This window comes from Quadrisphaera granulorum (assembly GCF_003149145.1).
GTDB lineage: Bacteria > Actinomycetota > Actinomycetes > Actinomycetales > Quadrisphaeraceae > Quadrisphaera > Quadrisphaera granulorum.
In genome coordinates, this window is the sequence record NZ_QGDQ01000001.1 from 490,386 (window position 1) to 502,934 (window position 12,549).

Annotated in this window: 13 protein-coding genes; 7 read left to right on the plus strand and 6 right to left on the minus strand. The window is 72.8% G+C overall.

Annotation, left to right across the window (positions count from 1 at the left end; genetic code table 11):
* The first annotated feature begins 87 nt into the window (after nucleotides 1–87).
* From BXY45_RS02275 to BXY45_RS02295, 6 genes are all read left to right on the plus strand, one after another.
* The gene (locus tag BXY45_RS02275) at nucleotides 88–1,533 is read left to right on the plus strand and encodes a hemolysin family protein (protein WP_109772620.1); all 1,446 of its coding nucleotides are present in this window, start codon (nucleotides 88–90) and stop codon (nucleotides 1,531–1,533) included.
* The gene (locus BXY45_RS02280) at nucleotides 1,530–2,651 is read left to right on the plus strand and encodes a hemolysin family protein (RefSeq protein WP_109772621.1); all 1,122 of its coding nucleotides are present in this window, start codon (nucleotides 1,530–1,532) and stop codon (nucleotides 2,649–2,651) included. The genes BXY45_RS02275 and BXY45_RS02280 overlap by 4 nt, the downstream gene beginning before the upstream one ends.
* A 197-nt stretch (nucleotides 2,652–2,848) precedes the next feature.
* Nucleotides 2,849–2,998: a hypothetical protein gene (locus tag BXY45_RS23080; protein WP_170131269.1), complete on the plus strand. Its 150-nt coding sequence runs from the start codon at nucleotides 2,849–2,851 to the stop codon at nucleotides 2,996–2,998.
* Between the two features lie 11 nt (nucleotides 2,999–3,009).
* Nucleotides 3,010–3,744 carry an FAD-dependent thymidylate synthase gene (thyX, locus tag BXY45_RS02285; RefSeq protein ID WP_170131270.1) on the plus strand — a complete coding sequence of 245 codons (735 nt, stop codon included), beginning with the start codon at nucleotides 3,010–3,012 and terminating at the stop codon, nucleotides 3,742–3,744.
* The gene (locus tag BXY45_RS02290) at nucleotides 3,741–4,337 is read left to right on the plus strand and encodes a dihydrofolate reductase (protein WP_109772623.1); all 597 of its coding nucleotides are present in this window, start codon (nucleotides 3,741–3,743) and stop codon (nucleotides 4,335–4,337) included. Before thyX ends, BXY45_RS02290 begins: the two co-directional genes overlap by 4 nt.
* A gap of 7 nt (nucleotides 4,338–4,344) precedes the next feature.
* On the plus strand, nucleotides 4,345–5,037 hold the full coding sequence (locus BXY45_RS02295) for a YoaK family protein (protein WP_109772624.1): 693 nt from the start codon (nucleotides 4,345–4,347) through the stop codon (nucleotides 5,035–5,037).
* A 67-nt stretch (nucleotides 5,038–5,104) separates the two neighbouring features.
* On the opposite strand, the gene BXY45_RS02300 is transcribed toward BXY45_RS02295, so the two are convergent.
* The 6 genes from BXY45_RS02300 to BXY45_RS02325 all read right to left on the minus strand — a co-directional run bounded on the left by BXY45_RS02300 (nucleotide 5,105) and on the right by BXY45_RS02325 (nucleotide 11,722).
* Nucleotides 5,105–5,770, minus strand: coding sequence for a hypothetical protein (locus tag BXY45_RS02300; protein ID WP_109772625.1), 666 nt, complete (start codon nucleotides 5,768–5,770; stop codon nucleotides 5,105–5,107).
* 110 nt (nucleotides 5,771–5,880) lie between these two features.
* A complete protein-coding gene (locus BXY45_RS02305) occupies nucleotides 5,881–6,936 on the minus strand; it encodes a heme-dependent oxidative N-demethylase family protein (protein WP_425468298.1) in 1,056 nt (351 codons plus the stop codon).
* Nucleotides 6,937–6,941: 5 nt separating this feature from the next.
* Nucleotides 6,942–7,961, minus strand: coding sequence for a PDR/VanB family oxidoreductase (locus tag BXY45_RS02310; RefSeq protein WP_218566872.1), 1,020 nt, complete (start codon nucleotides 7,959–7,961; stop codon nucleotides 6,942–6,944).
* Entirely contained in the window at nucleotides 7,940–8,482 is a 543-nt protein-coding gene (locus BXY45_RS02315; protein WP_109772626.1) for a dimethylamine monooxygenase subunit DmmA family protein, read from the minus strand. Before BXY45_RS02315 ends, BXY45_RS02310 begins: the two co-directional genes overlap by 22 nt.
* A 165-nt stretch (nucleotides 8,483–8,647) precedes the next feature.
* Nucleotides 8,648–10,249 carry a gluconokinase gene (locus tag BXY45_RS02320; RefSeq protein WP_109772627.1) on the minus strand — a complete coding sequence of 534 codons (1,602 nt, stop codon included), beginning with the start codon at nucleotides 10,247–10,249 and terminating at the stop codon, nucleotides 8,648–8,650.
* A 36-nt stretch (nucleotides 10,250–10,285) separates the two neighbouring features.
* The gene (locus BXY45_RS02325; protein WP_109772628.1) at nucleotides 10,286–11,722 is read right to left on the minus strand and encodes a GntP family permease; all 1,437 of its coding nucleotides are present in this window, start codon (nucleotides 11,720–11,722) and stop codon (nucleotides 10,286–10,288) included.
* A 125-nt stretch (nucleotides 11,723–11,847) separates the two neighbouring features.
* Here BXY45_RS02325 and BXY45_RS02330 point away from each other — a divergent pair, with 125 nt between their 5' ends.
* Nucleotides 11,848–12,549, plus strand: a complete 702-nt coding sequence (locus BXY45_RS02330) for a FadR/GntR family transcriptional regulator (protein WP_109772629.1) — start codon at nucleotides 11,848–11,850, stop codon at nucleotides 12,547–12,549.

Consider the following 12,549-nt stretch of genomic DNA (forward strand, 5'->3'; position numbering starts at 1 on the left):
CGATCGTTCCCCGAGCGCTCCCCAGGAGCCTCGAAGTCCCCGTTCTCGAAGTCTCCGCTGGAATCGTGTCGAGGCGGGTGGTGAGCGGTGACCGCGGTCCTGCTCCTGCTCGTCGGCGTCGTGGTGGTGCTGGTCATCACCGCGGGCACCGCGTACTTCGTGGCCCAGGAGTTCGGCTACATGTCCGTCGACAGGGCGCGTCTGCGGTCCCGGGCCGAGAAGGGCGACGCCGCCGCCCAGCGTGCCCTCGACATCACCCGCCGCACCTCGTTCATGCTGTCCGGCGCCCAGCTGGGCATCACCGTCACCGGGCTCCTGGTCGGCTACACCGCTGAGCCACTCATCGGCCAGGCCGTCTCGCAGCTGCTCGGTGTCGCCAGCGTGCCTGCGGGCGTGGGGCTGGCCATCGGCACCGTGGCGGGTCTGCTGCTCGCCACGTTCGTGCAGATGCTGCTGGGGGAGCTGTTCCCCAAGAACTACGCCATTGCCCGGCCCGAGCAGACCTCGACGGCGCTGGCCGCGTCCACCAAGATCTACCTCGCCCTGTTCGGGTGGATCATCAAGGTCTTCGACGCCTCGTCCAACGCCCTACTGCGCCTGCTGCGCATCGAGCCGGTGCACGACGTCGACTCCACCGCCACCGCGCGCGACCTCGACCACATCGTCACCGCGTCCCGCGAGAGCGGTGACCTGCCGGCGGAGCTGTCGGTGCTGCTCGACAGGATCCTCGACTTCCCCGACCGCGACGCCGAGCACGCGATGATCCCGCGGCCCCGCACCGACGTGGTGCGCGCGGAGACCACCCTCGACGAGCTGCGCGAGCTCATGGCCACCGGGCACTCCCGCTACCCGGTCGTCGACGACTCCGACGCGGTGGTGGGCGTGGTGCACCTCACCGACCTGCTGAGCGCCGGCGCCGGAGTGCGCACCGCCGCTGAGCTCGCCCGCTCGCCGCACCTCGTGGCCACGAGCACACCGCTGCCCGTGGCGCTGCGGTCCCTGGCCGACTCCCGGGAGCAGCTCGCCTGCGTCATCGACGAGCACGGCGGCCTGGCCGGTGTGCTGTCCCTGGAGGACATCGCCGAGGAGGTCGTCGGCGAACTGACCGACGAACACGACGACCCGGCCTCCGCATCTGCCAGGCCCCTGCGCGCCATCGGCGACGTGTGGGAGGTGTCAGGTCAGGAGCCCCTCGACGAGGTCGAGCGGCTCGTCGGCCATGACTTCCCGCACCACCACGACGCCGAGACGCTCGCCGGTCTCGTCATCCATGCCCACGGCACCCTGCCGGGCGTGGGCGACACGGTCGAGGTCGAGCTCCCGCCCGACCCGGGCTCCGTTCTGGACGACGAGCCTGACGCCCCGTGGGTGCTGCGCCTGGCGGTGCTGGCGCTCGAGCGGCACGTGCCGAGCCGGGTGCGCGTCGAGCTGGTCGGCGGCCCCGCTCACGCGACGACCGACGAGACGACCGACGACACGACCAACGAGACGACCGAACGGTCCGGCGCTCAGGAGCAGGAGGTGCGCGCATGAGCTGGTTCGAGGTCATCACCTGGACCGCCGTCATCATCGCCGTCTCCGCGTTCTTCGTGGCCGTGGAGTTCGCGATGCTCGCCGCCAAGCCCTACCGGCTGGAGGACTCCGCCGGCCGCTCCCGCTCCGCGCGGGCCGCGTTGCGGCTCTCCCACGAGCTCACCGTCGTCCTCGCCGGCTGCCAGCTCGGCATCACGGCCTGCACCCTGGCGCTCGGCGCCATCACCAAGCCCGCCGTGCACTACGCGCTGACGCCGCTGCTGGAGAGCAGCGGGATGCCGTACTGGGTGGCCGACGTCGCCGCCTTCGTGCTCGCCCTCGTGGTGGTGACGTTCCTGCACCTGGTCGTGGGGGAGATGGCGCCCAAGTCGTGGGCCATCGCCCACCCCGAGACGTCTGCGACGTTGCTGGCGCTGCCGATGCGCGGCTTCATGATCCTCACGCGCCCTGCGCTGCTGCTCATGAACGAGATGGCCAACGCCATGCTGCGCCGCATCGGCGTGGAGCCCGTCAACGAGAAGCAGGACGGCTCCACCTCCGACGACCTGCGCCAGCTCGTCGAGCACTCCGCCAACGTCGGGGCCCTCGACGCCAGCTACCGCGCACGCATCACCGGGGCGCTCGACCTCGAGCAGCTCACCCTCGCCGACATGCTGCCCGAGCGCCCCGTCATCACCGCGGTCTCCGCGCACGCCACCGCGGGGGAGGTCCGCGAGGCCAGTCGCGCCTCCGGCCACCTGCGGGTACTTCTGCACGACGACGACGGCGTGCCCCGCCGCGTCGTCCACGTCCGCGACACCCTGCTGCTTCCCGACGGCGCCCCCGTCGACGCGCAGGCCAGCGACGTGCTGCAGCTCAGCTCCGGCACCCCCCTCGGGACGGCGCTCGCGGCGATGCGCCGCACGAGCAACCAGCTCGTGCTGGTGCACGACCAGCACGACGACGGCGCCCCCGATGGCTCACGGGGCGCTGCGCGCGGCGTGGTGACCGTGAGGGACATCATCGGTCGGCTCTTCCCGGAGACCGTGCAGGCTCCCGAGCCCGTGCGCGCCCCGGGTGCGTCGGCGCCGTCCCCGTCGCGGCGGGCGCTCGGCACGAGCGCAGCAGCCGCGCGCTGACTCGCACGCCCGTCGCTGCTGAATGGCACAGGGCCACCCCGCGCCAGGAGGAATGGCACGGGGTGGCCCTGTGCCATTCCGGGAGTGGAGCAGATCCACCCGGGCACCCGTGCACTGCGGCGCGAGCCCGGATTCGCGTTGCCTCTCCTCATCGCCTCCGGTGCACCACCGGAGCACCGGACACCGAGGAGAACGCCATGAGCAGCACCGTCGTCACCAGTGCTGGCACTGTCGCTGGCAGCACCGATGCCTGCGCGGTAGCCCTCGTGCTGGCCGTGTGGGTGGTCGGGGCCGTCGCGCTCGCGTTGCTCCTCGCCGGGGTCATCGCCTTGCGGGAGCATCGGTAGGGTCGTCCGACGTGCCTGAGCTGCCTGACGTGCCAGAGATCGAGTTCCGCAGTGACGTCACCGTGGAGCTGGTGAAGGCCAGCGCCCGCGACGAGGACGTCGTCTTCGCCGCCCGGGTCTCCACCAAGGGCGAGCAGAGCCTGTCCGACGTGGCGTCCGAGGCGGAGCGTTCCGCCGGGCTCATCCGATACCTCATGCGGGACCGGCACGGCAGCCCGTTCGAGCACAACTCGCTGACGTTCTTCGTGCAGGCGCCGATCTTCGTGTTCCGCGAGTTCCAGCGGCACCGCATCGCCAGCTACAACGAGGAGAGCGGCCGCTACCGCCAGCTCCGCCCGGTGTTCTACGTGCCGGCTCGTGAGCGCGCCCTGCAGCAGATCGGCAAGGCCGGTCACTACACGTTCGAGCCCGGAACCGACGAGCAGCACGAGCTCGTCACCTCCGAGATGCGCCGCGTCTACACCGAGGCGTACGCCTCCTACCAGCGCATGCTCGACGCGGGCGTGGCCCGTGAGGTCGCCCGGGCCGTGCTGCCGGTGGCCACGTACTCGTCGATGTACGTCACGCTGAACGCCCGCTCCCTCATGAACTTCCTCTCCCTGCGCACGCACCGGGCCGACGCGGCCTTCCCGTCCCACCCGCAGCGTGAGATCGAGATGTGCGCGGAGCAGATGGAGGCGTTCTGGCGGCCGCTGATGCCGCTGACGGCCGCGGCCTTCGACGCAGCGGGCCGCGTCGCGCCGTGACTCGCGCGGAGCCCGATGCCGCGACCCGGGTCGGCGCGGTGTGGGCGCAGGACCGCCGCGGCGTCATCGGCGTCGACGGCACCATCCCCTGGGACGTCCCGGAGGACAGGGCCCACTTCGCCAGCACCACGCGAGGTCACGGCGTGGTGATGGGCCGCTCCACGTGGGACTCCCTGCCCCCGCGGTGGCGTCCGCTGCCGGGCCGGCGCTGCGTGGTGCTCACGCGCGACCCGTCCTGGTCCGCGCCCGGCGCGGTCACCGCCAGCGCGCTGGGGGTCGCCGTCGCCGCGGCCGCGGAGCCGGGGGAGGGTGCCGACGGCGAGGTATGGGTGATCGGGGGGGCGCAGGTCTACGCCCGCGCGCTGGCCGAGAACGCCCTCGACGTCGTCGTCGTCACCGAGGTGGACCTCGACGTCGACGCTCCTCCCCCCGGGGAGGAGCAGGACGACGACGGCGACCGCCGCGCCCCGCGGGCGCTCGCGCCGCACCTCGACCCGACCGCGTGGACCGCCGTGCGCCGCGAACCGGAGGTCGGCTGGGCCACGTCGCGCACCGGGCTGCGGTACCGCATCACCTGGTACGAGAGGAGCTGACGCTGGCGTGGGGCTGCGTAGTCGTCCGGAGTCCCTCGCCGTCGCGTCGCTGCTGGCCGCGACGGGCGGGTACCTCGACGCGTACACGTACGTCGCGCGCGGTGGGGTGCTGGCGGCGGCGCAGACCGGCAACGTCATCCTGCTGGCCGTCGCCGCGGGGGACGGTGACCTCGGCCGTGCCCTGGGCCACGTGCCGAGCCTCGTCGCGTTCGTGGCCGGGGTGCTCCTCACCGAGGTGATCGGCGGACCGGGCTGGCGACGGGTGCTGCGGCGGCCGGTGCGCGTCGTCCTGCTGCTCCAGGTGGCGGTGCTGCTCGCGGTCGGGTTCGTCCCCGCGGCCCCGCCGGGGACGGCGGTGACCTCGGCCGCGTCCGCCGGTGTGGCTTTCGCCGCCGCGATGCAGCTCAACGTCTTCAGGTCGGTGCGCGGCATGACGTACGCGACCACCTTCGCCTCCGGCAACCTGCGCAGCTTTGTGGAGCAGACCTACGCCGTGCTGCGGCGTCGCGGAGACCGGGCGCTCGCCGCACGGCAGGCCCGTGACATCAGCGCGGTGCTGGCGGCGTTCGTAGCGGGTGCCCTCGCGGGGGCAGTCACCACCGACGCGTGGGGTGTGCGGGCGGTGTGGGGCAGCGTCGCGCTGCTGCTCATGGTGCTGGCACTCGTCGTGGTGGAGACACGGCGCCTCGAGCGGAGCTGACGCCGTCCGCGCCAGGCGCTGACGCGGACTCGCATGATCGTGGCGGGGGTGGGGCCACCGAGGACTGTCAGGACCGGGAGGCGGTCAGCGTGACGAGCACCTCGACGTCGCCGGTTGACGCGGCGGCGTCGTCGGCGGTGACGCGTCCCGTCAGCCGGTAGGTCCCGGGCACCGGGTGGACGAGGGTGACCAGCCAGCTCGCCTGGTGCTGCAGGTAGCCCTCGCGGGTCTGCGCCGGCAGCGACGCTCGCCAGGTCTCGAAGTCGACGGCGACCAGCCGGCCGCCGTCGACGTCGTCGATCTCGACGGGAGAGGGTGCCTGCTCCAGGGAGCCGGGCACCCAGGCATCGGCGGCGGTGTCGTGCAGGTGCACGGTCACCTGGACCACCTTGCAGGCGGAGAGGTCCTGCGCGGCGTAGCCCGCGAGGTCGCGCACGCTCGCGCCCACCGTCGGCCCGTCACCACCGAGGCTGGCGGCGGTGGATCCCTGGGCGGTCAGCGCCCGCGCGGTGACGGTCACGTCGACCCGTCCCTCGTCGGCGCGCGGTAGACAGCCCGGCACCCCGTACGGTCCCCGCGCCTCATCGACGCCGGTCCCCGAGTCGATTCCGGAACCGACGAAGGGAACGGCGAGCGCGGCCAGCAGCGTCGCTGCCGCCATGAACGTGACGACGAGTACGCCTCGGCGCGAGAGCCGAGGTTGGCCGGCGTCGTCGTCCTGAGCCTTCGGCACCCCGACAGTCTCGCTCGCCTCCCGCTCGCCGATCGCGGCACGACCAGGACAAGCCGCGGGCGCCGGCCTTCACCGACGCCCGCGGCCTGTGGTCATGGCCGCTCAGGGCGTCATCGGCTCTCCTCGGGGGCTAGAGCGGAGGGTGAAGCGGGGGCAGGTGTGGTGGTGGAGGTGCAGTCGCGCAGCCAGGCGGCCGCGCGTGACCGGTACGCGGCGATGCCCTTGTAGTCGGCCATGTCCTGGGGAAGCTCGGTGAGCACCGCGGCGGTGCGCTCGCGCCACGCAGGGACGCGGGCGATGTCGGCCAGCGGCAGCAGGTGGGTGCGGATGAGGAACATCACCGCGCCCGACTCGGGCAGCCGGAGCAGGTGCTGCACCTCGACCCGCAGGTGCACGAGGTGGCCGAACGCGTCGTCGTCGACGTGCAGCACCATCGCCCGGTCGGGGCCCCACTCGGGGTAGGTCTCCGTGGCCACGTCGAGCCGGCGTCCCACCGTCAGCGTCCAGTTGGTGCGCCGGTAGACCTGGCCCGGCTGCAGCCGCAGGATGAACTCGCGTGCTCGCGGGATGACGCCCTCGGCGTGGACCCGGGGGACCGGGCCGTGGATCTCCAGGAACGTCATGCCGAGGTCGAACCCGAACGACCAGTCGGCGGCGAACGTGACGACTCCCGCGTCTCCGTACAGCTCTCCGCTGCGCTGGTCGAGCAGGACGACGTCCTCCTGGACCTGCTGGCAGGCCCACGCCAGCGGCTCCGCAGGCAGGGTCTCGCGGCGGCCGACGACGAAGGTCTGCTCGATGCCGAGAAGGTCGTTGCGCCAGCGGTAGGTCGGACCCTCGGCGTCCACCACGTCGAGGTGGAAGGCGTCGGGGCGGGCGGAGGCCAGCTCCCGCAGCAGGACCAGCATCGCGTCCCAGCAGGCGACCTCCATGTGCGGCAGCACGCCGTAACGGGAGGGGTCACGCTCGAGCAGCACGGCCCGCTCGGCGAGCTCGCGGTGGTACTCGGAGTCGACGGTGACGACGGACGCGCCCCACTGCCCGACCGGCGTGGCCACGGGGGAGCGGGCGGGCTCGACGTTGGTGGAGTACCGGTAGGAATCGTGGGAGAACGGGAAGGGGAAGCCTTCGAGCAGGTCGGCGGCGGTGCTCGTGGGCAGGCTCAGTGCGGTCACAGGTGGACCTCCAGGTCGGCCGCAGCGCCCGAGGTGGGCAGGGCACGGGAGACGCAGGCCATGGCGCAGCGGCCGGCGCGCTTCTCGTCGTCGTCGAGATAGAGGTCGCGGTGCACGAGGCGCCCGCCCTCGGGAACCGTGACCGACACCCGGCACTCACCGCACACGCCCTGGCGACACAGGTTCGGGACCGCGAGCCCGGCGTCCTCCAGGGCTTCCAGCAGGCTGGTGCCCGCCGGCACCTCCACGGTGCGGCCGGCCACCGCCACCTGGAACGGTGCGCCCGGGTCGAGGGCCTCGACGCCGAACGACTCGGTGTGCACGCGGCTCGCCGGCCATCCGCTGCGCGCTGCAGCCGCGGTGACCAGCTCCATGAAACCCGCCGGACCGCAGCAGTACAGGTGGGTGCCGAACGGCTGGGTGCGCAGCAGGTCGTCCAGGAGAGCGGTGAAGGATTCGCGGTCGGTGACCGTGGTGACCCGTGCTCCGCGTGCGGCCAGCTCGGCCAGGTCGGCGGCGTGCGCCCCCGCGCCGCTGCGGTGCAGGTGCACCAGCTCCGCGTCACGACCCCAGCGCACCGCCGAGCGCAAGTGGGAGACCAGCGGCGTGACACCGATCCCGGCGCCCAGCAGCAGGTGCTTGGCCGCCCGCTGGACCGGAGCGAAGCCGCTGCGCGGCCCGAGTGCCGTCACGCGGTCTCCGACGGCCAGGTCGTGCACCCAGGCCGACCCGCCGCCCTCACGAGCCCGCAGCACCGAGATCCGGTAGTCGAGCGGATGGGCGTTCTCGCCGGTGAGCGAGTAGGCGTTGGCCGTCGGCCGGGGGCGAGCAGACCCCGGCGGACCCGCCGGCACCTCGAGCACGACATGGCTGCCCGGCGTGAACGGCGGCAGGGGAGCGCCGCCGGCATCGGCCAGCACCAGCGAGCGGATGCCGGGCACGGAGTCATCGAGGGCGACGACGACGAGCCGCAGGCGCTCGCGGACGCTGCCGCTCATGCCCGTGGTTCCGGCCACGACCAGGGCTGCTCCTCCGCATCGGCCATGTACCCGAGGTGGTGGCCGGTGCGGCGTGAGACGTGGGGGTGCACCACGAGGCGGCGCGAGCAGCCGCTGCACGAGGTCTCGCCCTCCAGGGCGGCCGTCGTCACGGTGGTGGCGGCGCAGTGGACGCACCAGACGGTGCGCTCGGTGGCATCGACGACGCCGATCACCACCTCGTCGTCTTCGGCGCCCGCTGCCAGCACCGCGGCACGCACGGCGAGGCAGTCGCGTGCGGTTCCGGTGAGGAGGATCCGGTGCCCGACGAGGGCCCGGTGAAGGTCGGCAGTGAGGACGGCGACGGCGGCCTCGGCCGGGAGCTCGCGGTGGACCACGGCACCCGCGGGCCGGGCGGCGAGCTGCGCCGTCCAGGCCTCCGCGATGGCCCGGGCCGCGGGCAGGTGCCGCGACCCCGGGTCACCGATGACGACGAGCGAGAAGGTCCGACCTCGCTGGTCGAGAGTGCCGACCTCGGGCGCGATGGCCCAGGTGGGCACGCTGGAACTCTCCAGCCGGATCACCGGGAGACTCCGATCTGCGGGAAACGCGGTCTGCCCTCATGAAACCCAGGAGGGATTACCGTCGCGTGACCGGATCTTTACTTCGACATTGCTGTGATCAGCGTCTGCTCGCCGGTGTCGTCCGGGGCTCGGTCGCCCGCCTCAGCTCTCCTGGAGCTCCTCGACCTCCACCTCGAACGCCTCGGAACTGGCGGACGGGAGCAGCGTCTCGAGGTCCCTCAGCTGCCGGTACAACGGCACGAGGGCTCGGTACAGCCCCTCGTGCACGGGGCGCAGGGCGCTGTAGACGGCGACGGTGGCCGGGTCAGGCTCGACGACCTGGACGACCGCCGGGGCAGGCAGCTCGTCGACGGAGCCCACCAGGCCGATGGCCTGCAGCCCCAGCGCAGCGGCCCCCCACGCGGACCCTTCGGCGGCGGACACGCAGGTGACGGTCAGCCCGAGGCAGTCGGCCAGCATCTGCCGCCACAGCGGGCTGGCGGCGAAGCCGCCCGTGGCGTGCACGCGCGTGACGGTGTGGCCGCTGGACCTCAGGGCGTCCAGCACCAGGGCCAGCTGCTGGCAGACGCCCTCGAGCACCGCCCGCACGAGGTGCTCGCGCCGGTGGTGGCTGCGCAGGCCGATGCACGCCCCGGACGGCAGCGAGCTCCAGTGGGGTGCCCGCTCGCTGAAGAGGTACGGCAGCACCACCAGCCCCTCGCAGCCCGCGGGGGCGCGGGCCGCGAGGTCCGTGACCGCTGACTCGGGGGCATCGCCCAGTTCCGGGGCGATCTCCACCAGGTCTGCGGCGAAGGTGTCCGCGGCCCACCGCAGGGCGGCTCCGCCGTTGTTGATGGCGCCTCCGATGACCCACCGCCCCGGCAGCAGCGCGTAGCAGAAGGACCGGCCGGCCGGGTCGTACGACGGTGCTGCGGTGGTCAGCCGCAGGGCGCCGCTGGTGCCGATCGAGCAGGCGGCCACGCCGGGTTCGAGGGCCCCCACCGCGAGGTTGGAGAGCGGCCCGTCCCCACCGCCCGCCACGACGGAGACGCCGGGATCGAGGCCGAGGTCGCCGGCGACGTCATCGAGAAGGCGCAACGACGCGTCCGTGGACGGGACCAGCCGCGGCAGTGCACGCTCCGCGAGACCCGCCGTCTCCAGGGCCAGCGGCGACCACTGCAGGCTGGCCAGGTCCATCAGGCCCGTTCCCGACGCTGTCGAGTGGTCGATGACCCAGTCCCCGCACCAGCGGTGGAGCAGCAGGTCCTTCACCCCGACCCACCGGTCCACCGCCTCGGCCAGAGAGGGCTGGTTCTCCCGGAACCAGAGCACCTTGCACAGGGGCGACATCGCGTGCACCGGGGTGCCGGTGAGCTCGTGGAGGCGTCGACCCGTCGGGGTCTCCGACAGAGCCTCCGCCTGGGGAGCGGACCGGGTGTCCGCCCACGTGATCAGCGGTGTCAGGGGAGCGCCCAGTGCGTCGACCCCGATCAGCGAGTGCATCGCGCTGCTGAAGGAGATGCCGACGACGTCGACGGTGCCCAGGCGTCGGGCGCGCCGCACCGCGGCGGCCGTCGCGGTGCGGATGGCAGCCAGCACCACGGCAGGGTCCTGCTCGGCGTAGCCGGGGGAGGGGACGAGCAGGGGATAGGGCACCGAGGCCGAGGCTACGGCCGCGCCGTCGGGGGTGAACGCGACGGCCTTCGTCGCCGTCGTCCCGATGTCGATGCCGACGACGGCGGGCGTGCGCTGTGCCGGCTCCATCGCGGGCTCCTTCAGTGGCTCCTTCACTGGCACGGATCAGACCACCAGGTCGAGGAGCAGGACGCAGACCAGACCGACGACGGACACCACGCACTCCATGAGTGACCACGTCTTGAAGGTCTGCCCGATGGTCATGCCGAAGTACTCCTTGATGAGCCAGAAGCCCGCGTCGTTGACGTGGCTGAGGAACACCGACCCCGCACCGATGGCGAGCACCATGAGGGCCACCTCGGGGGCGTCGAGCCCGGCGGCGAGCGGAGCGGCGAGGCCGGCGGCGGTGACCGTGGCGACGGTCGCCGAGCCGGTGGCCAGGCGGATGAAGACCGCCATCACCCATGCGGCGATGAGCGGGGAGACCGGCGCCCCGGCCATGGCGTTGCCGATGACCTGGCCGACGCCGGAGTCGACGAGTGTCTGCTTGAAGCCGCCGCCCGCACCGACGATGAGCAGGATGCTGGCGATCGAGACGAACGAGGAGTCGACGAGGCGGGACAGGGTGGCCCGGTCACGTCCGGTGCCGGTACCGAGGATGACGAGCGCCGCGAGCGCGCTGACCAGCAGAGCCACGAGCGGGGCGCCGAGCAGGTCGGTGACCGTCCGCAGGAGGGTGTCCTCGCTGCCCGGGACGAGCTCGACGACGGCGCGCAGGAGCATGAGGACGACGGGCAGCAGCACCACGGTGACCGCGGCGAGGAAGGACGGGCGCCGTGCGCCGTCCTGGGTGCCCTGCGCTGCGTCCCCCGCTGCTCCGGTGGCGGTGTGACCGCTGCCGCCGGAGCCGCCGGCTCCGGTGCTGACCAGCAGGGCCGGGGCCTCCAGGGGGACCCAGCGGGCCATGGGACGGGCGAGGATCGGGCCGGCGATGATCACGGTGGGGATGGCGACCAGCAGGCCCAGGCCGAGGGTCAGGCCCAGGTCGGCCTTGAGGGCGTCGACGGCGATGAGCGGGCCGGGGTGCGGGGGCACGAGGCCGTGCAGCGCCGACAGGCCCGCGAGAGCCGGGATGCCGAGCAGGATCACCGGGCGACGGGTGCGCCGGGCCACGAGCATCACGACGGGAATGAGCAGGACGACGCCCACCTCGAAGAACAGCGGGATGCCGATGACGAAGGCGATCAGTGCCATCGCCCACGGGAGTCGCTCCGAGGGGGTCTTCGCGATGACGGTGTCGACGATCGCGTCGGCGCCGCCGCTGTCGATGAGCAGCTTGCCGATGATCGCGCCGAGGGCGATGAGGACGCCGACGCCGCCGATCGTGCTGCCCAGGCCGGTGCTGAAGCTGGTGAAGGTGTCGGACAGCGGCACGCCGGCCACCACCGCGAGCAGGGCCGAACCCAGCACCAGGGCCAGGAACGGGTGGAGCTTGAGCCACGTGATCAGGAGGACGATCGCGATGATGCCGACGACGGCTGCGACGATCAGCTGCCCTTCGCCGGCGGTGGTCGATGTCGCGGCGCTCAGTACAGGCACCATGGAGACTCCTTCGTCTGTCCGGGCGGCGTCCGGGTGGGGTGGGCGCGCGCCGTGGTGCCAGAAGTGTGCCCATTGGTGTGACTAATGTCCAGGCAATGGGATGACCAATAGAGAGGAGTCTCGGGATGGCGGTGACGACGATGTCCGCCGAGACCCTTCACGAGGGCGTGCTCGACGTGCTGGGCGCGGAGATCGCCGGGGGGACGCCTCCGCCCGGGTCGGTGCTCCGGCTCGAAGACCTCGCCGCCCGCTTCGACGTCTCGCGTACGGTCGCGCGAGAGGTGGTGCGCATCCTGGAGTCGATGTCGATGGTCTCCAGCCGACGCCGGGTGGGGGTCACCATTCGGCCGCTCGCCGAGTGGAACGTGCTCGACCCCCGCGTCATCCGCTGGCGGTTGGCCGGCACCGGCCGTCGAGCGCAGCTGACCTCGCTCACGGTGCTGCGCGCGGGGGTGGAGCCGGTCGCCGCCAGTGAAGCGGCGCACCGGGCGTCTGCCGATCAGATCGACCGTCTGCTCGCGCTGGCCCGCGACCTCCTCGAGACCAGCCGCCTCGGAGACCTCGCCTCGTTCCTCGAGGCAGACATCGCCTTCCACCAGACCGTGCTGGAGGCCAGCGGCAACGAGCTGCTGGCGGCCCTGCACCCCGCCATCGCCGAGGTGCTCGTCGGTCGGACGCAGCACCAGCTGATGCCCAATCCGCCGCGCGACGTCGCCGTCGACCTCCACCGGCAGGTGGCGGAGGCCATCGCCCGGCGCGACGCCCGAGCCGCCGGCGACGCCATGCGGAGCATCGTCTCCGAGGTGGGCGGCGCCCTCACCGAGTGA

Bases quoted from the DNA above. Each gene is read 5' to 3' on its own strand.
- BXY45_RS02280 (WP_109772621.1), top strand. From the start codon at position 1,530: ATGAGCTGGTTCGAGGTCATCACCTGGACCGCCGTCATCATCGCCGTC.
- BXY45_RS23080 (WP_170131269.1), top strand. From the start codon at position 2,849: ATGAGCAGCACCGTCGTCACCAGTGCTGGCACTGTCGCTGGCAGCACC.
- BXY45_RS02320 (WP_109772627.1), bottom strand. From the start codon at position 10,249: ATGGAGCCGGCACAGCGCACGCCCGCCGTCGTCGGCATCGACATCGGG.
- BXY45_RS02325 (WP_109772628.1), bottom strand. From the start codon at position 11,722: ATGGTGCCTGTACTGAGCGCCGCGACATCGACCACCGCCGGCGAAGGG.
- BXY45_RS02330 (WP_109772629.1), top strand. From the start codon at position 11,848: ATGGCGGTGACGACGATGTCCGCCGAGACCCTTCACGAGGGCGTGCTC.